Below are 20,783 nucleotides of genomic sequence, written 5' to 3'. Positions count from 1 at the left end.
GGCTTGCCAGCGAAGGCGGACTGTCAGGCAACAACGATGTGAATTTGCCGGCCCCTTCGCTGGCAAGCCAGCTCCTACAGGGGGCGATGTGGTTAGACGAATTGCGCGGCCGCGTACCCGGAGGCCCACGCCCACTGGAAGTTGAAACCGCCCAGATGCCCGGTCACGTCGAGCACTTCGCCGATGAAGTACAGGCCAGGGTTTTTCAGCGATTCCATGGTCTTGGACGAAACCTCACGGGTGTCGACGCCGCCCAGGGTCACTTCCGCCGTGCGATACCCTTCGGTGCCGGCCGGCACGACTTCCCAGTTCGCCAGTTTTTCTGCGATGTCGGCAATTTCCGCGTGGGTGTACTGTTTCATCGGCTTGGAGACGAACCAGTTGTCCGCCAGCAGGTTGGCCATCTTCTTGGTGAAGAGTTCACCGAGCAGGGTTTTCAGTTCGCTGTTCGGGCGTTCGGCTTGTTGCTGTTGCAACCAGCTTGGCACGTCGTGATCCGGCAGCAGGTTGATCTGCACCGTGTCGCCGGACTCCCAGAACGAGGAGATCTGCAAAATCGCCGGGCCGCTGAGGCCGCGGTGGGTGAACAGGATGTTCTCGCGAAAGCTCTGGTCGTTGCAGCTCACCAGGCAATCCACCGATGTGCCGGACAGCTCGGTGCACAGTTCTTTGAGCTGGTCGGTGATGGTGAACGGCACCAGGCCGGCGCGGGTGGGTAACAAGTCGTGGCCGAACTGCTTGGCCACTTGATAACCGAAACCGGTGGCGCCCAGGGTCGGGATCGACAAGCCGCCGGTGGCGATCACCAGCGATTCGCAGGTGATTTGGCCGAGGGTGGTGTCCAGCAGGTAACCCCGTTCGAGTTTCTCGATGGTCTGGATCGAAGTGTCCAGGTGCAGGCTCACGCCGACCTGCTCGCACTCGTTGAGCAGCATCTCGAGGATGTCACTGGATTTGTTATCGCAGAACAGCTGGCCGAGTTTTTTCTCGTGGTACGGCACGCCGTGTTTGGCGACCATTCCGATGAAATCCCACTGGGTGTAACGTGCCAGGGCGGATTTGCAGAAGTGCTCGTTTTGCGAGAGAAAATTGCCCGGTTCGCTGTACATGTTGGTGAAATTGCAACGGCCACCGCCCGACATCAGGATTTTCTTGCCGGCCTTGTTCGCATGATCGAGCAACATCACCTTGCGCCCACGCCCGGCGGCGGTCAGCGCACACATCAATCCTGCGGCGCCAGCGCCAATGATCACGACTTCGGTAGAGCGCAAAACGGTGTCCTCTTACAAATCTCAGGGCTAACCCGGACCTTGTAGGAGCGAGCTTGCTCGCGAAGGACGTCAACGATAACGCTGGCAGCCTGGCTGAACGCGATGAGCTCGGGTTTTTCGCGAGCAAGCTCGCTCCTACAAGTGGGTGGCGGTGTTCTTACAGGATACGCACGCGCAGCGAACGGCCTTTGATTTTACCGTCGTTCAGGCGCTGCAGGGCCTGCTTGGCGATCCCGCGCTCCACGGCTACAAATGCCTGGAAATCGAAGATCGCAATCTTGCCCACCTGGGCACCCGGGATCCCGGCATCGCCCGTCAGCGCACCCAGAATGTCACCCGGACGCACCTTGTCTTTACGGCCCGCGCCGATGCACAGCGTGCTCATCACCGGCAGCAGCGGTGCGCCGCCCTGGGAGGTGAGGTTGTCCAGCTGATCCCAGCTCAACGGTGACTTCTGCAGTTGCTCGATGGCCTGGGCGCGGTGCGCTTCGGACGGCGCGACCAGGCTGATCGCGATGCCTTTCTCACCGGCGCGGCCGGTACGGCCAACACGGTGGATGTGGATTTCCGAGTCACGGGCCAGTTCGACGTTGATCACCATGTCCAGCGCATCGATGTCCAGGCCGCGTGCAGCGACGTCGGTGGCGACCAGTACCGAGGTACTGCGGTTGGCGAACATGGCCAGCACCTGGTCACGATCGCGCTGTTCCAGATCGCCGTGCAGGCCGACGGCAGAGATGCCTTTGGAGGTCAGGTGATCAACGGTTTCCTGCACCTGCTGCTTGGTGAAGCAAAAGGCCACGGTAGATGCCGGGCGGAAGTGGCCGAGGACTTTGGTCACGGCGCTCATGCGCTCTTCCGGGGAAATCTCGTAGAAGCGCTGCTCGATCTGGGTATCGTCGTGGAACGCCTCGGCCTTCACTATCTGAGGAGTGCGCATGAATTTCGCCGCCAACTGCTTGATACCCGTCGGGTACGTGGCGGAGAACAGCAGTGTCTGGCGGCGTTCCGGGGTCTGGGCGATGATTTCTTCGATGGAATCGTAGAAACCCATGTCGAGCATGCGGTCGGCTTCGTCGAGGATCAGGGTGTTCAGGCCATGCAGCACCAGCGAACCTTTACGCAAATGCTGCTGCAGACGGCCCGGGGTACCGACGATGATGTGCGCGCCGTGCTCCAGGGAGCCGATCTGCGGACCGAACGACACGCCGCCGCACAGGGTCAGGACCTTGATGTTGTCTTCAGCGCGGGCCAGGCGACGGATTTCCTTGGCGACCTGGTCGGCCAGCTCACGGGTCGGACAGATCACCAGTGCCTGGCAACCGAAGAAGCGCGGATTGATCGGGTTCAGCAGGCCGATGCCGAAGGCGGCGGTCTTGCCGCTGCCGGTCTTGGCTTGCGCGATCAGGTCCATCCCCTTGAGGATCACCGGCAAGCTTTGCGCCTGGATCGGCGTCATCTGGGCATAACCGAGGGAGTCGAGGTTAGCCAGCATGGCGGCGGACAGCGGCAAAGTATTAAAAGCGGTGGCGATGGTGGTCACGGGACTGGCCTGCAAAACAAAATGTCGCGCAGTGTATCAGTCCCGGGGCCGTTCACCCTAAGGCTCGATGTGTTCTTCCGGACGCTTGACGCGCCGTCCGTCTTCCTTTGAAAGCTGGGAGAAGATAGTCGCGGCCAGCATCGCCATGATTCCTACCGTCACGAAGGTCAGCTGGAACGCCCCGAGCACCGTGTCTACGCCGTCGTTTCCGGCCTCCGCAGTGAACCCGCCGAGCAAGGCACCGGCGCAGGCAACACCCAGGCTCAGGGACAATTGCGCGACCACCGACAGCAAGCTGTTACCGCTGCTGGCGCTGGCGTCGTCGAGGTCGATCAGGGTCACGGTGTTCATCGCGGTGAACTGCAGCGAGTTGATGGCCCCGAGAATCGCCAGCATCCCCAGCAACAGCCAATAGGGTGTCTGCTCGCTGACCAGGCCCATGCTCGCCAGCATCATGCCCAGGGCCAGGGTGTTGCCGGTCAGCACGATGCGATAACCCAGGCGCTCGATCAGTGGCCGCGCCACCGACTTGGCGACCATCGCCGCGGCCGCCAGCGGCAACATGCTCATCCCGGCCTGGGAGGGCGAATAACCCAGCGCCACTTGCAGCAGCAACGGCACGAGGAATGGCAGCGCGCCGCTGCCCAGGCGGGCGAACAGGTTGCCGAGAATGCCCACGGCAAACGTCCGGGTCTTGAACAGCGAGGGCGCGAACAGCGGATTCTCGATGTGTCCGGCCCGCAGCCAGTACGCAGCCAGGCACGCCATGCCGCCGAACAGCAGCAACATCACACGCAGGTGCGGCAGGTGCAGTTCGCCGAGTCCTTCCATGGCAATGGTGATCAGCACCATCGCCGCGCCAAACAGCAAAAAGCCCAGGCTGTCGAAACGGGTGCGCTCGGTGCCGCGCAGATCAGGGATGAACTTCCACACGGCGTAGCAACCGATGGCGCCCACCGGTAGGTTGATCAGGAAGATCCAGTGCCAGGTCAGGTATTCCACCATCCAGCCGCCCATGGTCGGGCCGAGCAAGGGGCCGAGCAGACCGGGAATGGTGATAAAGCCCATGATCCGCACCAGCTCCGAGCGCGGGTACGCGCGCAGCACCACCAGGCGTCCGACCGGCAGCATCAGCGCACCGCCCAGGCCCTGAATCACCCGGGCGCCGATCAGCATGCTCAAGGTGTTCGACAGGGCGCAGAGCAAGGAGCCGAAGCTGAACAGCAGGATCGCGCCAAAGAAGATTTTCTTGGTACCGAAGCGGTCGGCGATCCAGCCCGAGGCCGGGATCAACAAGGCAACGGTGAGCATGTAGGCGATGATTACGCCTTGCATGCGCAGCGGATCTTCGGCCAGATCTCGGGCCATGGCGGGCAGGGCGGTATTGAGGATGGTCCCGTCGAGGGACTGCATGAAGAAGGCGATGGCAACCACCCAGGGCAGCCAGCGGGCAGTGACAGCATCGAGAGGTTGGCGGTTGGGCATGGGGCCTCTTGTCAGGGAGTGTCTGCGTTACACCGACTCCCTGTAGGAGCTGGCTTGCCAGCGAAGGCGGGCTGTCAGGCAACAATGATGTTGAATGTGCCGGCCCCTTCGCTGGCAAGCCAGCTCCTACAAGGGTTTTGCGGGGTTACAGGGTTAGCGTCAGGCGGCTGACCAGCGCCCCCGGCAACAACGCCGAGGCCGTGGCCCGCTGACTGTAGGTACTGGCCGACAGCAGCAACTCGCGCTCTTCGGTCAACGCTTCTAGCTGCGAACCGAGCAAACTGTAAGCACTGTCATCAAAGCGCATGGTGCTCACCGGCGCCTGGATCTCGCCGTTCTCGACCCAGAAGGTCGCAAACCGCGTCATGCCGGTCAGGCGTGCCGCCGGCTGGTCCGAGTAGTTCAGGTACCAGAGGTTGCTGATGTACAACCCGGTGCCCAGCTGCTTGAGAATCTCTGCATCAGGCAACTCTCCGGCCGCCATGTTCAACGCGTTCGGCATTTCACCGCCGCTGGCGCCATTGGCCGTCAGGCCATATTCGGCAGCGCTGCGGGAGCTGACCATCTGCGCGCCGGCCTTGCCCTTGACGATCAACTCAAGATCGCTGCGCGGATAGCCTTCGCCGGAGAACGCCGGGCTCAACGAACCGCTGACCTTTTCCTCGAGCGACACCAGCGCACTGAACGAACTGTCCCCCGCGTAAAGCTTTTGCAGCGGACTGTTCTTGCTGGCAATCGACTGCGCCGAGAAACCGCCCCAACCCAGCATATCCATGATTTCACCCATGGCTGCCGGCGCCAGGTAGGCGCGGTACTGACCCGGCGCCAGGGTGCGTTGCGGCCTGCCCAGGAACGCCAGCTGCTCGCGCGCTTGCGCAAAACGTCTGGCGAACCCTTCGCTGTCCCAGTCGTGCCCGGCGTAGCTGGCTTTGACGGCCTGGCCATTGTCATGGAACAGGCTGAAATCGAAGTTGAAGCTGTTGGCCTGATGCCAGCCAAACGCGCCCGAAGAACTGGCAAAACCCCGACTGATCGGGCCGGCGGCGTAGAAGCCCACCAAGTCCAACCCTTCGGCTGCCTGGGTGATTTGCGCGACCACTTGCGCGGTGTCCGGCAGCGGATGCTCCTGCACATTGGTGCTCTGCCAGCCGGTATAGTTGAGCAGCAGGTACGGGTCCTGCGGCAGCAGCGGTAAGGTATCGCGCAGCTGCTGCAACCCTTCGGCCAGGCGCTGAACATCGACCTGCGCATCACCGGAGAGGGTAATGTTCAGGTCGGCATGGCGCCCATCGTCGATCAGCTTGAAGCCGATGCTTGCTTGCTGCACCTGGCCGGCCTGGCGCACCTTCGCGTGGTTGAATCGCACGAAGGCCGACGACTCGGCGGCGTAGCTGAGGGTGAATTGTTCCGGTTCGCGCACCGCATCGCGCAACCAGTGGACCAAGGCCTTGAACGCTTCGGCCTGATTGTTGGACGTACTCATCAGGCGTCTCCCCCAAACACATCAACTTTGCTGAACACGCAGGCCGGCGACGCATGACCGACGCGGATCACCTGATTCGGTTCACCCTTGCCGCAGTTCGGAGTGCCGAGGACCTTGACGGTGCTGGCGTCGCCGACGGCGCTGAGGTTTTTCCAGAATTGCGCGGAAATCGCCCGGTAGTTGGGGTTTTTCACCACGCCCTTGAGTTCGCCGTTTTCGATCAACTGGCCCCACTCACAACCGAACTGGAACTTGTTGCGCGCATCGTCGATGGACCAGGAACGGTTGGTGCTCATCAGGATGCCGTTCTCGATCCCGCCGATCAGTTGCGCCAGCGGTTGATCCCCAGGCTCGATGTTCAGGTTGGCCATGCGGTCGATCGGCGGACGGTTCCAGCCGCAGGCGCGGCTGTTGGCGACGCCGTTCATGCCGGCACGGAATTGCGACAGTGCGCCGCCCAGTGGCCGTAGCAGCAAACCTTCTTTAATCAGGAATTGCTTGCTGGCGGCGGTACCGTCGTCGTCATGACCGTAGCTGGCGAGCTGTTCAGGGATGTCCGGATCGAAGGTCACGTTCAGCAGTTCGGAGCCATATTGCAGGCTGCCGAAGTCTTGTGCCTTGACGAAACTGGTGCCGGCGTAATTGCGCTCGTCGCCGAGGATGCGGTCCAGTTCCAGGGGGTGACCGATCGACTCGTGGATCTGCAGCATCATCTGATCCGGCATCAACAACAGGTCGCGCGGGCCTTGTGGCGTGTTCGGCGCCAGCAACAATTGCAGCGCCTGGTCGGCGATTTTCGGGCCGGCACCCACCAGGCCGCAGCGGCTGATCACATCAAACCCACCCTGTTGGCCGAAGTTCTCGCGGCCGAGGGTGCGGGTCTGGCTGTCGCTGCCGTCGTAGGCAGTGACTTCCAGGCTCGGATAGACAAAACGCTGTGCCTGACGCAGTTCGGCGCCGGCGCTGTTGAGGTAGATCTGCTCGACGTCAGTAATGCCGATGCTCACCTGCCAGTTCACCAGTCGCTCGTCCTTGGGCACGGCCGCGGATTCGGCGCCGAGCAGCTGGTAGCAATCGCTCAGGGACGGGAAGGGCTGGTCGAGGTTCGGCGAGAAGTAATCGGCGCGGTCACTGGAAACGGCTTGCTCGCGCAGGTCGAGCAGGGCGTGGGGCTTGAGTCGGCGAGCTTGTTGCTCGGCGTTGTCCAGCGCGGCTTGCAGACCGGATTGGGACAGGTCGTTGGTCGCGGCATAGGTCTCCACACCGTTGACCCGAACGGTCAGCATCGCGCCTTCGTCACGGCTCAGGCTCGGCGGCTCGGCAACGTTCTTGCGCACTGACAGGTACTGGCCGGACTCGCGCACATAGCGCAGCGAAAAGAATTCAGCGCCCGTGCGCAAGGCAGCAAAGCGCTGCTTGAGCTGGGGGTGGAAATCGAACATTCGTGGACCTCCTTGGTATGGAGCATCGGTGTTGCGAGGGGGGGTGAAACGATTGCGTGGGGCTAGATTAGGCCTGGGCGGGGAGCGATATCAAGGGCGGGGCGGTGTAGGAAAGGATTACTTCGGGAGGTATGGTGCTTGGTCTGGCGTCTTCGCGGGCAAGCCTCGCTCCTACAAGGAATCGCGTTCTCCTGTAGGAGCGAGGCTTGCCCGCGAAGGGCGCGCCTCGGTGTTATGACTTACTGAGCAGTCAGGCTCACATCCCGCAACGGCTTGCCACGCACCGGTGCATCACCGGCGACATAGTAATCAGCCTTGCTGCGCGGCAACGGCTGGCGGCCCCGGATCTTGTCGGCGATTTTCTCGGCGATCATGATCGTCGGCGCATTCAGGTTGCCGGTGGTGATGATCGGCATGATCGAGGCATCGACCACACGCAGGCCCTGCATGCCATGCACACGACCTTCGCCATCGACCACGGCCATCTCGTCGGTGCCCATCTTGCATGAGCAGGACGGGTGGAACGCGGTTTCGGCGTGTTCGCGGATGAACTTGTCGAGCTGCTCATCGGTTTGCACCTCGATGCCGGGGCTGATTTCGCGGCCACGGAAGGCGTCCAGTGCCGGCTGTTGCATGATTTCCCGGGTCAGGCGGATGCCGTCACGGAATTCCTGCCAGTCCTGCTCGGTGGCCATGTAATTGAACAGGATGCTCGGGTACTCGCGCGGATCCTTGGACTTGGCCTGGATGCGACCGCGGCTCGGCGAGCGCATGGAACCCATGTGCGCCTGGAAACCGTGCTCTTTCACTCCGTTGCTGCCGTTGTAGTTAATCGCGACCGGCAGGAAGTGGTACTGAATATTCGGCCAATCGAATTCCGGGCGGGAGCGGATGAAACCGCCGGCTTCGAACTGGTTGCTGGCGCCGATGCCGGTGCCGTTGAACAGCCACTCGGCACCGATGGCCGGCTGGTTGTACCAGAGCAGCGACGGGTACAGCGACACCGGTTGGGTGCACGCGTATTGCAGGTACAGCTCGAGGTGATCCTGCAGGTTTTCACCGACGCCCGGCAGGTCGTGGACCACCGGGATGTCGAGTTTTTTCAGCAACTCGGCGGGGCCAACGCCGGAACGTTGCAGGATTTGCGGCGACGCGATGGCGCCGGAGCACAGCAGCACTTCCTTGCGGGCACGGGCTTCAATGCGCTCTTCAGCGGCACCGATCAAGTAACGCACGCCGACCGCACGCTTGCCTTCGAACAGGATCTTGTCGGTCAGGGCGTGGGTGACGATGGTCAGGGTCGAGCGCTTCTTGGCGATGTCCAGGTAACCGCGGGCGGTGCTGGCGCGACGGCCGTTCGGCGTCACGGTACGGTCCATCGGGCCGAAGCCTTCCTGCTGGTATCCGTTCAGGTCGGAGGTAGCGGGGTAACCGGCCTGCACGCCTGCTTCGACCATCGCATGGAACAGCGGGTTGTTGCCGGCTTTGGGCGTGGTCACGCTGACCGGACCGTCGCCACCGTGGTAGTCGTTCGGGCCGATGTCGCGGGTTTCCGCTTTTCTGAAGTACGGCAGGCAGTTGAGGTAGTCCCAGTCTTCAAGACCTGGAAGCTTGGCCCAGTTGTCGTAGTCCATGGCGTTGCCGCGGATATAGCACATGCCGTTGATCAGCGAAGAGCCACCGAGGCCCTTGCCGCGACCGCATTCCATCCGGCGACCGTCCATGTGTGGTTCCGGGTCGGTTTCGTAGGCCCAGTTGTAGCGACGGCCTTGCAGCGGGAACGCCAGGGCGGCCGGCATTTGCGTGCGGAAATCGAGACGGTAGTCCGGGCCGCCGGCTTCGAGCAGCAGGACGGTGACGCCTTCGTCTTCCGTCAGACGGGCCGCCAGGGTGTTACCAGCCGAGCCGGCACCGATGATGATGTAGTCGAATTCTTGGGACATTGAATGCACCCTCTTTGAAGTTGGTCAGGTCGGGCCATGGCGAGTGCTTCGCACTCGATCGCCGGCAAGCCGGCTTCTACAGGATCGGGGTAGCCGATGATTTGGCGAACGACGCCAAACCTGTAGGAGCGAGGCTTGCCCGCGAAGGCGGCCTCGCAGGCGAAACAAATATCGCCTTAGAACACCGAGGCGTAATCGCCCAGTTCGACCTGTACCGATTTGATGCGTGTGAAGTTGTTCAGCGAACTGATGCCGTTCTCACGGCCCACGCCCGACTGCTTGTAGCCGCCGACCGGCATCTTCGCGTCGGACTCGCCCCAGGCGTTGATCCAGCAGATACCGGCTTCCAGTTGATGAATCACGCGGTGAGCGCGGTTCAGGTCCTTGGTGATGACGCCAGCCGCCAGGCCGAAGTCGGTGTCGTTGGCACGACGGATCACTTCATCTTCGGTCTCGTACGTCAGGATGCTCATCACCGGGCCGAAGATTTCTTCGCGCACGATAGTCATCTCGTCGGTGCAGTCGCTGAACACGGTCGGGGCGACGAACGCGCCCTTGGCGAATTCGCCTTCGGTCAGGCGAGTGCCGCCGCACAGCAGGCGAGCGCCTTCTTCCTTGCCCTTGGCGATGTAACCCAACACGCTTTCCATATGGGCAAAGCTGACCAGCGGGCCGAAGTTGGTGTTCTCGTCTTCCGGGTTGCCGATGCGGATGCGCGCGACGCGCTCAACGATCTTGGCTTCGAACGCGGCTTTCAGGTGGCTTGGCACGAACACGCGAGTGCCGTTGGTGCAGACCTGGCCGGAGCTGTAGAAGTTGGCCATCATCGCGGTGTCGGCGGCGCGATCGAGGTCGGCGTCGTCGAAGATGATCAGCGGGGATTTGCCGCCCAGTTCCATGGTCACGTCTTTCAAGGACGAGCCGGAAGCGCTGGCCATGACCTTCTTGCCGGTGTCGGTGCCGCCGGTGAAGGAGATTTTTTCGATGCGCGGATGCTCGGTCAGCCAGGTGCCGACTTCACGGCCGCTGCCGGTCAGGACGTTGAACACGCCCGCCGGAACGCCAGCTTCGGTGTAGATTTCCGCCAGTTTCAGCGTGGTCAGGGACGTGACTTCGCTTGGCTTGAAGATCATCGCGTTACCGGCCGCCAGGGCTGGCGCGGACTTCCACAGGGCGATCTGGATCGGGTAGTTCCATGCGCCGATACCGGCCACGACGCCCAGCGGCTCGCGACGGGTGTAGACGAAAGACGTGGTGCGCAGCGGGATCTGCTCGCCTTCGATGGCCGGCACCAGGCCTGCGTAGTACTCCAGCACGTCGGCGCCGGTGACGATGTCGACGTACTTGGTTTCGGAGAACGACTTGCCGGTGTCCAGGGTTTCCAGGGCAGCCAGTTCATCGTTGCGCTCGCGCAGGATGTCCACGGCGCGACGCAGGATGCGCGAACGCTCCATGGCGGTCATCGCGGCCCAGATTTTCTGGCCCTTTTCGGCGCTGACCACCGCGCGCTCGACGTCGTCCTTGGTCGCACGTTGTACGGTTGCGAGGACTTCACCGTTAGCCGGGTTGATGGCTTCGAAGGTGGCGTCGCTGCTGGCGTCACTGTAGCCGCCATCGATATAGAGTTTTTGCAGTTCGAAACGGGCCATATAGTCCTCGCAAGTGCATAAGTTTGGTTGGCGTTAACCACTGGGGCGTGCCGTATGACGTTGGCGGCGCTGGTCAGTGGCGGTTCAGGGGCTGAGCGGTTATGTGTGCGCTAGCTCACCTGCTTGGCCAATTGGAAATCCATGTATTCGTAAGCGATGCGGTGCGCCTGCTCGGTGTCGAATGCATCTCCCGACAGGGCGCCGCGCAACCACAAACCGTCAATGAGGGCTGCCAGGCCTCGAGCTGCACTGCGCGCATCATCGAGCGGCAATACACGGCGGAACTGGCAGCACAGGTTGGAATACAGGCGGTGATCGTTGATCCGCTGCAACCTGTGCAGTGACGGGTGGTGCATGCTGGTGGCCCAGAAGGCCAGCCAGGTTTTCATTGCCGGGCCATTGACCTGGCTGGCGTCGAAGTTGCCTTCGATAATTACCTGGAGGTGGGCCCGCGGGCTGCTGTCCTCCAGCGCCTGACGGCGCGCGGTGACGTTCACGCTGAGGACACTCATCAGGTACTGCGCCGTGGCGGCGATCAGGCCGTTCTTGTCCTTAAAGTAGTGACTGATGATGCCATTCGAGACACCGGCCAAACGGGCGATCAGCGCAATGCTGGCGTCCCCCATTCCGACCTGGTCCACCGCCTGCAGCGTGGCTTCGATCAACTGCTGACGGCGGATGGGTTGCATACCGACCTTGGGCATCTTGCACAACTCCTTAGGCGTTACCGGCGGACATAAAAGGTCTCGAATTGACGACCAGTCTATTTTGTTTTGATTGAACGTTCAATCAACAAAAAATAAGTCCGACGACAAGTCGTCGCTTTCAAGATGGCGCTAAAACAAAAACGCCGCGATCCTTTCGCGGCGTTTTTGGGTGTGTGGCCCTTACCCCAGGTTCTTGCCGAGCAGTGCGTGGTACAGCTCGCTGTCGCCCAGGATCCCCACCACCTTGTTGTTATCGTGCAGCACCAGCTTGTTGCCGGTCTGGTAACGAATCTGCAGCGCATCGCGCATGCCGATGTTGGAGTCCACCAATGTCGGCCGACGCCCCAACCCTTCAACCGCTTGCCCTGGAATCCAGTTCTGCAGGTCCAGGCTGGCACCGTTCTGGCGTGCGCCTTTAATGGTGTTGCCTTCGGCCAGGTCCAGCCACGAATCGCCGCCCGGATCGAGGCACACCGAACCGTTGATGCGTTTGCAGTTGTCCAGGGTGCGCATCAGGCTGCGCCCGCACAGCACGTTCAGCGGGTTGGTGTGGGCGACGAAGGTCCGGACGTAGTCGTCCGCCGGGTTCAACACGATCTCTTCCGGCTTGCTGTACTGGACGATCCGGCCGTCTTTCATGATTGCGATACGGCTACCGAGCTTCAGGGCTTCATCGAGGTCGTGACTCACGAATACGATGGTTTTGTTCAGCTTGCTTTGCAGCTCCAGCAGTTCGTCTTGCAGGCCTTGGCGGATCAGCGGGTCGAGGGCCGAAAACGGTTCGTCCATCAGCAGAATGTCGGCGTCCATCGCCAGCGCACGGGCCAGGCCCACGCGTTGTTGCATACCGCCGGACAGCTCGTTGGGTTTCTTGTTGCGCCATTGGGTCAGGCCCACCAGCTCAAGTTTTTCATCGACCAGTTTTTTCCGCTCTTTCTCCGGACGACCCTGCATTTCCAGACCGAAGCTGATGTTCTCGCGAACGGTCAGCCAAGGCATCAGGGCGAACTTCTGGAACACCATCGCAATGCGCTTGGTGCGCATCATTTTCAGTTCCGCCGGGGTGCAGGAAGCGATGTCGATCTGCTTGCCTTCGTGCTCGACGAACAACTTGCCGCGGCTGACGGTGTTGAGGCCGTTGATGCAACGCAGCAAGCTGGACTTGCCGGAGCCGGACAGGCCCATCAGTACGCAGATTTCACCTTTTTCGACATCCAGGCTGGCCTTTTCGACGCCAACAATCTGCCCGGTCTTTTTCAGGATCTCGTTACGGGTCATGCCTTGATCCAGCAGCTTGAGTGCCTCGCGTGGATCCTTGGTGAAGATTACGTCGACGTCTTCGAAGCGAATAATGCTCATGCGTCACCCCCTACTTTGGCTTCGGGTTGTTTGCAGATACGGTCGAGCATGATCGCCAGCAGTACGATCGCCAGGCCGGCTTCGAAGCCCAGGGCGATATCAGCAGTGTTCAGTGCGTTGACCACGGGTTTGCCCAGGCCATCGGCGCCCACCAGTGCCGCGATCACCACCATCGACAACGACAGCATGATGCACTGGGTGATACCGGCCGCGATGCTTGGCATGGCGTGGGGCAGTTCGATTCGCGAGAGCAGCTGACGTCGCGAGCAGCCAAAGGCCTTGCCAGCGTCCATCAATTCTTCCGGGACATCGCGAATACCCAGGTAAGTCAGGCGGATAGGTGCGGCAATCGCGAACACCACCGTAGAGATCAGGCCCGGGACCACACCCAGACCGAAGAGTGTCAGGGTAGGAATGAGGTAGACGAAGGTCGGCACGGTCTGCATCAGATCGAGTACCGGCCGCATCAGTGTATAGAACATCGGTTTGTGCGCGGCGACGATGCCCAGCGGCACGCCGATCACCACGCAGACCAGGGTCGCGAAGAGCACCTGGGCAAGGGTTTCCATGGTTTCCTGCCAGTACCCCAGGTTGAGGATCAGCAGGAAGGAGGCGATGACAAAAACGGTCAGGCCCCACTTGCGTTGAATGAAGTGTGCCAGTAGCGCGATGAGGCCGATCAATGCCAGCGGGTTGAACCAGGTCAGCGCAAAAGTCACACCGTGGATCATCGTTTCCAGTGACACGGCGATTGCGTCGAAGGTGTTGGCGCCGTGTTGCGTCAACCATTCAACGAAGCCTGCGATGTACTGGCCTAAAGGTATTTTCTGATCAATCAGCATGGTAGTGAACGTCCGCATGCAAGGAATAAACAGCCCGGGCGAGCTGGCTCGCCCGGCGTAAGCGATGCTTCCTGATTCAAGGCTGCGCGAGCTTGGTTTTCACGGCCTCCAGGCCTGGTTTACCGTCAATGGTGGTCACGCCAGCGAGCCAGGTATCGAGCACCTGTGGATTCTTTTTCAGCCAGGCCTTGGCGGCCGCGTCAGGCTTCATTTTGTCGTCCAGGACGTTGCCCATCAGCGTGCTTTCCATGTCGAGGGTGAACACCAGGTTTTTCAGCAACTGACCCACGTTGCTGCATTCCTGGGCGTAACCCTTGCGGGTGTTGGTGAAGATGGTCGCCTGACCGAAGTTCGGGCCGAAAAAGTCGTCGCCGCCGGTCAGGTACTTCATCTTGAAACGCGTGTTCATCGGGTGCGGTTCCCAGCCCAGGAACACCACGGCGGTGTTGCGGCGCTGGGCGCGATCGACTTGCGAGAGCATGCCTGCCTCGCTGGATTCGACCACCTTGAAGCCGGCGTCTTTCAAGCCGAAGGCGTTCTTGTCGATCATGCTCTGAATCAGGCGGTTGCCGTCGTTGCCCGGTTCGATGCCGTAGATCTTGCCGTCGAGTTCTTTCTTGAACTTGGCGATGTCGGCGAAATCTTTCAGACCCTTGTTATACAACTCTTCGGGGACGGCGAGTGTGTATTTTGCGTTTTCGAGGTTGGCGCGCAGGGTGTCCACAGTGCCGGCATCGCGGTAAGCCTTGATGTCGTTTTCCATGGTCGGCATCCAGTTACCCAGGAAGACGTCCATGTTCTTGCCATCGGCCAGGGATTTGTAGGTCACCGGCACGGAAATCATCGTGGTCTTGGTCTTGTAGCCCAGGGCATCGAGCACGACGCTGGTGGTGGCGGTAGTCACGGTAATGTCGGTCCAGCCGACATCGGAGAAGTTTACGGTTTTGCACTGAGCCGGTTCGGCGGCTTGCGCCAGAATCGGCAGACTCAGCATGGCGGCCAACAACAACGGCGGGGAACCTTTCATGAATGGACTCCTTGGTGTTTTTTTTGGCAGTGTTCCGACTGGACCACCGCACTTATAGGTTGCGGTTGGATGGCGTTTTGGAGACATCTCTACCACGGCGCCTTGCAATCGAGTCGATACGATCATGTACCAGTGAAAATCTGACGCCTACAGGGTGCGTCGTAACCAGTACAGGGAGGGTCGCATCCAGTGTCGGTGACGTCGCTTACAGCTTTTTTCAGCCCTGTTTGCTGTTCTGAACTGCAAAAAAACGGCGAAAACACAGCGTAAAACGCACGCGGCGTTTGTGGACAAGAGTACGTCGGTGTCAGACGTCGAATGACCCGGCAAAAGCCTGATGATGCAGCCATACCGGCGGATTGCAGCTTGAGCGTAGCAGCTCCGTCACCAGGCGCTTTTGCGTCTGGAGTTGGCACATCCAGGAGTTCGGCAGTAATGGCTATCAGCGTTTTCGACCTGTTCAAAATCGGTATTGGCCCTTCCAGTTCGCACACCGTGGGGCCCATGCGTGCCGCTGCGTTGTTCGTGCAAGGTTTGCGTGAGCAGGGGCTTGTGGAGCAAGTGCGGCGCGTCGAGGTTCAGCTGTATGGGTCGCTGTCGGCCACCGGCATCGGTCACGGCAGCGATAACGCGGTGATCATGGGGCTGATGGGCGAGTGGCCGGACGCGATCGATCCGTCGCAGATCGGCCTGCGCATCGCCACCCTGCGCGAAACCGACACGCTGTTGCTTGATGGGCGTTTGCCGGTGTCGTTCATCTGGGCCCGGGACATGCGCCTGATCGACGAAAACCTGCCATTCCACCCCAACGCCATGACCCTGGTTGCCGAGGGCGATGACGGTGAGCTGCATCGCGACACCTACTACTCCATCGGTGGCGGCTTTGTCGTCGATGAGGCACAAGCCAGCAGCGGTGTGGTGGACCTGGATCGCACGGTGTTGCCGTACGATTTCTCCAGCGCCGTCGAGCTGCTCAGTCTCTGCAAACAACACAACCTGCGTGTGGCCGAATTGATGATGGCCAACGAGAAGGTCTGGCGCAGCGAAGAAGAAATCCGCGCCGGCCTGATGACGCTCTGGCGCGCGATGCAAGATTGTGTCGAACAGGGCCTCAAGCACGAAGGCATCCTGCCCGGCGGCCTGAATGTACGTCGACGCGCCGCCAGGCTGCACCGTAGCCTGCAGGAGTTGAACAAGCCGAACGTGATTGGCTCGACGCTGAGCGCCATGGAATGGGTCAACCTGTTCGCCCTGGCGGTCAATGAAGAAAACGCCGCGGGCGGGCGCATGGTCACGGCACCGACCAATGGCGCGGCGGGGATCATTCCGGCGGTCCTGCATTACTTTATGAAGTTCAGCGAAGCGGTGACTGACGCCAACGTGGTCGACTATTTCCTCAGTGCGGCGGCGGTGGGGATTCTGTGCAAAAAGAACGCTTCGATTTCCGGTGCGGAAGTCGGCTGCCAGGGCGAGGTCGGATCGGCTTGCGCCATGGCGGCGGCTGGACTGGCCGAGATCCTCGGTGCCACCCCGGAGCAACTGTGCAACGCGGCGGAAATCGGCCTGGAGCACAACCTCGGGCTGACTTGCGACCCGGTGGGCGGGCTGGTGCAGGTGCCGTGCATCGAGCGCAATGCGATTGCGGCGGTGAAGGCGATCAACGCGGCGCAGATGGCGCTGCGGGGCGACGGTCAGCACTTTATCTCGCTGGACCGGGTGATCCGTACCATGCGGGATACCGGGGCTGATATGCATGACAAATATAAAGAGACATCGCGGGGTGGGTTGGCGGTTAGCGCCGTCGAGTGCTGACACGCCGCGACCCCCTGTAGGAGCTGGCAAGCCAGCTCCTACAGGTGAAGGCGGTGTATCTGATACACCGCGCCGCCCGGTTCGCCAGCAAGCCGGCTCCTACAGATAGCGTCGGACCAGTCAAAACTGCGCGCAAAGTGAACACCGAAATGAAAACGCGCCACGTTTTGGCGCGTCGCTTACAGATAAGCGCCTTCAGCTGGATCACGGATCCAGGTTGGCCATTACCGCCTGTCACCTGTGCTTGTGGTGACACTCTTCATCAAGTCGCTGTAGCCCTGTTCCCACAAGTGCTACCGATTTGCTCACGCCTGACGGGGCAGAGCGCCTGCCGCCAATAATGGCACTTATAGCCCCTACTCGCAGCGCGGCTTATACAGACACATCGCGACGTCGTTTTCAGGAGTTATTGAACGCGCATTCAATTTTAGGCATGGCAATTGCTCTGTCATTACAAAGCCCGTCTCCCACGCGAGAACGATGGCAATAACAAGAGCCTCCGCCTGAGGCCATCACCCGCTTTGTGTGAGGAGATTCTGCGATGACGACGTTCAACTCCGGGGCTCAACCCCAGAACCGTGCGCCTCAATCCATCGGCTTTCTGCTGCTGGACAATTTCACGCTTATTTCTCTGGCCTCCGCAGTGGAACCGCTGCGCATGGCCAACCAATTGTCCGGTCGCGAGCTGTATCGCTGGACCACGATCACCGTCGACGGCGGTCAGGTCTGGGCCAGTGATGGTCTGCAGATCACCCCCGATTGCTCCATGCACAAAGCGCCCGCCCTGGACACCATCATTGTCTGCGGCGGCATCGGCATTCAACGCACTGTTACCCGCGAACACGTGTCGTGGCTGCAAAGCCAGGCGCGTCAGTCGCGCCGTCTCGGCGCGGTGTGCACCGGCAGCTGGGCTCTGGCGTGCGCCGGTCTGCTGGACGGCTTCGACTGCAGCGTGCACTGGGAATGCCTGGCCTCGATGCAGGAAGCCTTCCCGCGTGTGGCCATGAGTACTCGTCTGTTCACCCTCGACCGTAACCGTTTCACCAGTTCCGGCGGCACCGCACCGCTGGACATGATGCTGCACCTGATCAGCCGCGATCACGGGCGTGAACTGTCGGCCGCGATCTCGGAAATGTTTGTCTACGAGCGCATCCGCAACGAGCAGGATCATCAGCGTGTGCCGCTCAAGCACATGCTCGGCACCAACCAGCCGAAGCTGCAGGAAATCGTCGCGCTGATGGAGGCCAACCTGGAGGAGCCGATCGACCTCGATGAACTGGCGGTGTATGTCGCCGTGTCGCGTCGTCAGCTGGAGCGGCTGTTCCAGAAGTATCTGCACTGCTCGCCGTCGCGTTACTACCTGAAACTGCGCCTGATCCGCGCTCGGCAGTTGCTCAAGCAAACGCCGATGTCGATCATCGAAGTGGCGTCGGTGTGCGGCTTTGTGTCTACGCCGCACTTCTCCAAGTGCTATCGCGAATACTTCGGTATTCCGCCGCGTGACGAACGCGTCGGTTCCAACACCACGCAGCAAGTGGCGATGATGCCGCTGCCGCAGGCACTGGTGCTGTCGCCGTTGTCCGGGCCGCTGTCGGCGTTGAGTCAGGCGCGTAACGAGTCGACTTTCGCCAGCGTAAGGCTCTAAACCGAGGCGCCTGCATTCGCGAGCAAGCCCGCTCCCACAGTTGACCGCATTCCCCTAAGAGAACTCGGTCAATGTGGGAGCGGGCTTGCTTGCGAAGGCGTTCTGTCAGGCGCTACGGCTCTGTTGATACGCCGCCAATGCCGGCAGCAATTGCTTGTCGATAGCCTGACGCACGGCCGGCAGGATGGTCGCGCTGCTGGTGTACATCTGCTTGACCATGGTCCGCAGCACTATCGCCCGCTCATCGTTCAAGCCTCGCACCGCACACTCGCAAGCCTGCTCGGCGGTGGAGCCGCTCGGTACTTGAAAACCCAACGACTTTAGTTGGCCCAACAGGTCTTCCTGGTCAATCAAATCAGCGTGCATCATGACGCAAATCCTTCTTCAGGGAACGTGGTCTTGGCTCGATTCTGGTTGGGGCTCGAGGTGGCGGCAAGGGCAATTTGTCGCAATGACCGCATTGGCTATGAACATGTCGTTTTCGGCTAACTTTCCAAAGAGCGCAGAGGGCACACTGGGCTCAGCTGGCTTCACGAAGGTTTGGTCACCCTCGCGCAACGGCTCCTCAACAGTACCCACCTCTGCCTCGATCCTGTCACGGCTTGATCGGGGTTTTTTTTGCCTGTGAATCGGGGAGGCAGGTAGCGTCTGGGCTGACGCCTTCGCGAGCAAGCCCACACACACACACATTGGATCTGCTTCGTTCACAAATCCCCTGTGGGAGCGTGGCTTGCCCGCGAAGAACGATGACGCGGTCTAACGCTGTAAAACGAGGATCCGCGACAACAATTCATCCCGGTCAACATAGCAACCCTGGAAATGCCGAGCGCCAGTGGCCGGGTCGAAAGCATTGCGCGCATGGAGAGTACGGCGGTTGTCGAAACACCACAGCTCCCCGGGATTGAGCCTTTGCATCAACCGGAATCGAGGCTCGCGGGTCATGGCAATAAAGCGCCGATAAGCGCGATACAGCTTGGGCATCTGTTCCACCGACGCATCGAACGGGCCGCGCAGGAAGTTCGCCATGCGGATCTCCGACACCTGTCCAACAGCATCCAAAGCGATGATCGGCGCGAGACGGCGGTAGTCGCTATGACGATCCTTGTTGCGAAACTCCACGGGAATTTCACACAAGGCCTGGAACGCTTCGGGGTCTTCCTCGCGCAACGCTTCGGCGATGGCAAAACCGTCGACAAAAATATTCTCGCCGCCATCGGCGTCATTCACCAGGCAATGCAGAAATTGCAGCCCCGGTTGCAGCTCCCGGGTCGGCAGGTCGCTGTGCAGCGGCAGGTTGAAGGCGGTGTAGGCATTGCTGTCGGCATCGGCCTTGGATTGCACGTTGAACAGCACACCGAAATTGCTCTCGCGGATGAAGGAAATCCGCTGGGCGATCAGTTTCAGCGAGCCGGGCTCGGTGGGCACGCCACGGACCTGGGTCAGGCCGATGTCGCGCACCGCCAGCAGCCACTGCAACAAGGCGTCGTTGTCGTTCATCAATGCCTGGTAGTCGAACACCGGCAACTGCAAATCGCTGTTCCAAAGCCTGGCTTGCGGTTTTCCCGCACGGCGCTCGGTGCGGGACTCATCGTCATAGGCGTGGGCGCGCAGCCAGCCCGGATCGAAGCGACTGCGGTGGCCGTCCTGCCATGCGACACAAAGGCAACCTTCAGCATCGACGCTCGTCTCCGCAGGCATCAGGTCTTCTTCGACATCGACGATTTCCAGCACCTGCTCGCGAGTCACCGTGTACACGCAGAGCGGGCACGGGCAGTTGTCCCGCAGCCATGGGTGATGAAAGGGGCTGACTCGGTCGTCGGCCCATTTCACCAGGACACGATCCGCCAGGGTCTGCACGCCAGCCAGCGCGCTGATCAACGGATAGGTACGGAAGTCGGCAAAAGCGGCGGCAGTGTTCAAGGGCGATCTCCTTGTTCGGGGGTGGTTATTTTGCCGGGGGCAGTGCGATCACGCGGCCAACGCAGGCGGGGGCGGGCAAGTCGGCCTGCTCGGCGACGATGGCTTGCAGTTTGCTCAAGGTCTCTGCACTGAAGGGCGCGGATCGCGGCCCGGCGAGGTCGACGTGCAGCAGCATTTGCTCATTGCCCGCCAGTTCCTTGTCATCGCCCACCAGGTGCAGGCTGTGGTAGAGGTGCAGGCGTTTGCTGTCGTGGCCGATGATCTGCGTGTGCACTTCGACTTCGGCATCGAGCTTCACTTCGTGCAGATAGTTGAGGTGCAATTCGAGGGTGAACAGCGAGTTGCCGCTGGCTTCGCGGTTGTTGCTGTCCATGCCCAGACGATCCATCAAGGCATCGGTGGCGTAGCTGAAGATCAGCAGGTAGAAGGCGTCGCGCAGGTGGCCGTTGTAGTCGACCCAGTCGGGGATGATTGCGGTTTGGTAGGTGGTGAGGGTGGGCATGATGAGTAATCCAAGAAGTGTGGTGACTGGACTGCCGCTTTCGCGGGCAAGCCCGCTCCCACAGTTGATTTGAGGTGTGGATACAATCTATGCCACACAGCAAATCCCTGTGGGAGCGGGCTTGCCCGCGAAGGGGCCGGTCCTGCTGGATAA

General features: G+C 61.0%; 16 protein-coding genes. 2 read left to right on the top strand and 14 right to left on the bottom strand.

The window, feature by feature from the left end:
- Positions 1-92: 92 nt before the first annotated feature.
- From ELQ88_RS32745 to ELQ88_RS32695, 11 genes are all read right to left on the bottom strand, one after another.
- The gene (locus tag ELQ88_RS32745) at positions 93-1,271 is read right to left on the bottom strand and encodes an NAD(P)/FAD-dependent oxidoreductase (RefSeq protein WP_138969369.1); all 1,179 of its coding nucleotides are present in this window, start codon (positions 1,269-1,271) and stop codon (positions 93-95) included.
- Between the two features lie 157 nt (positions 1,272-1,428).
- Positions 1,429-2,814 carry an ATP-dependent RNA helicase DbpA gene (dbpA, locus tag ELQ88_RS32740; RefSeq protein ID WP_128874074.1) on the bottom strand — a complete coding sequence of 462 codons (1,386 nt, stop codon included), beginning with the start codon at positions 2,812-2,814 and terminating at the stop codon, positions 1,429-1,431.
- Positions 2,815-2,871: 57 nt separating this feature from the next.
- A complete protein-coding gene (gene mdtD / locus ELQ88_RS32735; RefSeq protein WP_138969368.1) occupies positions 2,872-4,299 on the bottom strand; it encodes a multidrug transporter subunit MdtD in 1,428 nt (475 codons plus the stop codon).
- 145 nt (positions 4,300-4,444) lie between these two features.
- Positions 4,445-5,782: a TldD/PmbA family protein gene (locus ELQ88_RS32730; RefSeq protein ID WP_138969367.1), complete on the bottom strand. Its 1,338-nt coding sequence runs from the start codon at positions 5,780-5,782 to the stop codon at positions 4,445-4,447.
- On the bottom strand, positions 5,782-7,224 hold the full coding sequence (locus ELQ88_RS32725) for a TldD/PmbA family protein (RefSeq protein WP_138969366.1): 1,443 nt from the start codon (positions 7,222-7,224) through the stop codon (positions 5,782-5,784). The genes ELQ88_RS32730 and ELQ88_RS32725 overlap by 1 nt, the downstream gene beginning before the upstream one ends.
- 239 nt (positions 7,225-7,463) lie before the next feature.
- Positions 7,464-9,167 carry a choline dehydrogenase gene (betA, locus tag ELQ88_RS32720; RefSeq protein WP_138969365.1) on the bottom strand — a complete coding sequence of 568 codons (1,704 nt, stop codon included), beginning with the start codon at positions 9,165-9,167 and terminating at the stop codon, positions 7,464-7,466.
- Between the two features lie 176 nt (positions 9,168-9,343).
- Positions 9,344-10,816, bottom strand: a complete 1,473-nt coding sequence (gene betB, locus ELQ88_RS32715; RefSeq protein ID WP_128874069.1) for a betaine-aldehyde dehydrogenase — start codon at positions 10,814-10,816, stop codon at positions 9,344-9,346.
- A 110-nt stretch (positions 10,817-10,926) separates the two neighbouring features.
- Positions 10,927-11,520 carry a transcriptional regulator BetI gene (betI, locus tag ELQ88_RS32710; protein ID WP_128874068.1) on the bottom strand — a complete coding sequence of 198 codons (594 nt, stop codon included), beginning with the start codon at positions 11,518-11,520 and terminating at the stop codon, positions 10,927-10,929.
- Positions 11,521-11,703: 183 nt separating this feature from the next.
- On the bottom strand, positions 11,704-12,882 hold the full coding sequence (choV, locus tag ELQ88_RS32705) for a choline ABC transporter ATP-binding protein (RefSeq protein ID WP_138969364.1): 1,179 nt from the start codon (positions 12,880-12,882) through the stop codon (positions 11,704-11,706).
- A complete protein-coding gene (choW, locus tag ELQ88_RS32700) occupies positions 12,879-13,724 on the bottom strand; it encodes a choline ABC transporter permease subunit (RefSeq protein WP_138969363.1) in 846 nt (281 codons plus the stop codon). The genes choV and choW overlap by 4 nt, the downstream gene beginning before the upstream one ends.
- Positions 13,725-13,800: 76 nt before the next feature.
- On the bottom strand, positions 13,801-14,751 hold the full coding sequence (locus ELQ88_RS32695) for a choline ABC transporter substrate-binding protein (RefSeq protein ID WP_128874066.1): 951 nt from the start codon (positions 14,749-14,751) through the stop codon (positions 13,801-13,803).
- 435 nt (positions 14,752-15,186) lie between these two features.
- Between ELQ88_RS32695 and ELQ88_RS32690 the strand changes: the two genes are divergently transcribed.
- The gene (locus ELQ88_RS32690; protein ID WP_128874065.1) at positions 15,187-16,563 is read left to right on the top strand and encodes an L-serine ammonia-lyase; all 1,377 of its coding nucleotides are present in this window, start codon (positions 15,187-15,189) and stop codon (positions 16,561-16,563) included.
- A 541-nt stretch (positions 16,564-17,104) separates the two neighbouring features.
- Complete coding sequence (locus tag ELQ88_RS32685; protein ID WP_046029844.1) at positions 17,105-18,208, top strand: GlxA family transcriptional regulator; 1,104 nt, start codon at positions 17,105-17,107, stop codon at positions 18,206-18,208.
- 105 nt (positions 18,209-18,313) lie between these two features.
- Here ELQ88_RS32685 and ELQ88_RS32680 read toward each other — a convergent pair whose 3' ends face one another.
- The 3 genes from ELQ88_RS32680 to ELQ88_RS32665 all read right to left on the bottom strand — a co-directional run bounded on the left by ELQ88_RS32680 (position 18,314) and on the right by ELQ88_RS32665 (position 20,630).
- Positions 18,314-18,577 carry a hypothetical protein gene (locus ELQ88_RS32680; protein WP_138969362.1) on the bottom strand — a complete coding sequence of 88 codons (264 nt, stop codon included), beginning with the start codon at positions 18,575-18,577 and terminating at the stop codon, positions 18,314-18,316.
- A 387-nt stretch (positions 18,578-18,964) separates the two neighbouring features.
- On the bottom strand, positions 18,965-20,128 hold the full coding sequence (locus ELQ88_RS32670; protein WP_138969361.1) for a gamma-butyrobetaine dioxygenase: 1,164 nt from the start codon (positions 20,126-20,128) through the stop codon (positions 18,965-18,967).
- Positions 20,129-20,153: 25 nt separating this feature from the next.
- Positions 20,154-20,630, bottom strand: a complete 477-nt coding sequence (locus ELQ88_RS32665; protein ID WP_128874061.1) for a thioesterase family protein — start codon at positions 20,628-20,630, stop codon at positions 20,154-20,156.
- Positions 20,631-20,783 lie beyond the last annotated feature (153 nt).

Source organism: Pseudomonas sp. MPC6 (assembly GCF_006094435.1).
In the GTDB taxonomy this organism is placed as follows: domain Bacteria; phylum Pseudomonadota; class Gammaproteobacteria; order Pseudomonadales; family Pseudomonadaceae; genus Aquipseudomonas.
This window is presented reverse-complemented; position numbering and strand designations above follow the sequence as displayed.

Coding starts and splice junctions, on each gene's coding strand:
- ELQ88_RS32725 (WP_138969366.1), bottom strand. CDS start 7,224: ATGTTCGATTTCCACCCCCAGCTCAAGCAGCGCTTTGCTGCCTTGCGC.
- betI (WP_128874068.1), bottom strand. CDS start 11,520: ATGCCCAAGGTCGGTATGCAACCCATCCGCCGTCAGCAGTTGATCGAA.
- choV (WP_138969364.1), bottom strand. CDS start 12,882: ATGAGCATTATTCGCTTCGAAGACGTCGACGTAATCTTCACCAAGGAT.
- ELQ88_RS32665 (WP_128874061.1), bottom strand. CDS start 20,630: ATGCCCACCCTCACCACCTACCAAACCGCAATCATCCCCGACTGGGTC.
- betA (WP_138969365.1), bottom strand. CDS start 9,167: ATGTCCCAAGAATTCGACTACATCATCATCGGTGCCGGCTCGGCTGGT.
- mdtD (WP_138969368.1), bottom strand. CDS start 4,299: ATGCCCAACCGCCAACCTCTCGATGCTGTCACTGCCCGCTGGCTGCCC.
- ELQ88_RS32730 (WP_138969367.1), bottom strand. CDS start 5,782: ATGAGTACGTCCAACAATCAGGCCGAAGCGTTCAAGGCCTTGGTCCAC.
- ELQ88_RS32695 (WP_128874066.1), bottom strand. CDS start 14,751: ATGAAAGGTTCCCCGCCGTTGTTGTTGGCCGCCATGCTGAGTCTGCCG.
- ELQ88_RS32680 (WP_138969362.1), bottom strand. CDS start 18,577: ATGATGCACGCTGATTTGATTGACCAGGAAGACCTGTTGGGCCAACTA.
- ELQ88_RS32690 (WP_128874065.1), top strand. CDS start 15,187: ATGGCTATCAGCGTTTTCGACCTGTTCAAAATCGGTATTGGCCCTTCC.
- betB (WP_128874069.1), bottom strand. CDS start 10,816: ATGGCCCGTTTCGAACTGCAAAAACTCTATATCGATGGCGGCTACAGT.
- ELQ88_RS32685 (WP_046029844.1), top strand. CDS start 17,105: ATGACGACGTTCAACTCCGGGGCTCAACCCCAGAACCGTGCGCCTCAA.
- choW (WP_138969363.1), bottom strand. CDS start 13,724: ATGCTGATTGATCAGAAAATACCTTTAGGCCAGTACATCGCAGGCTTC.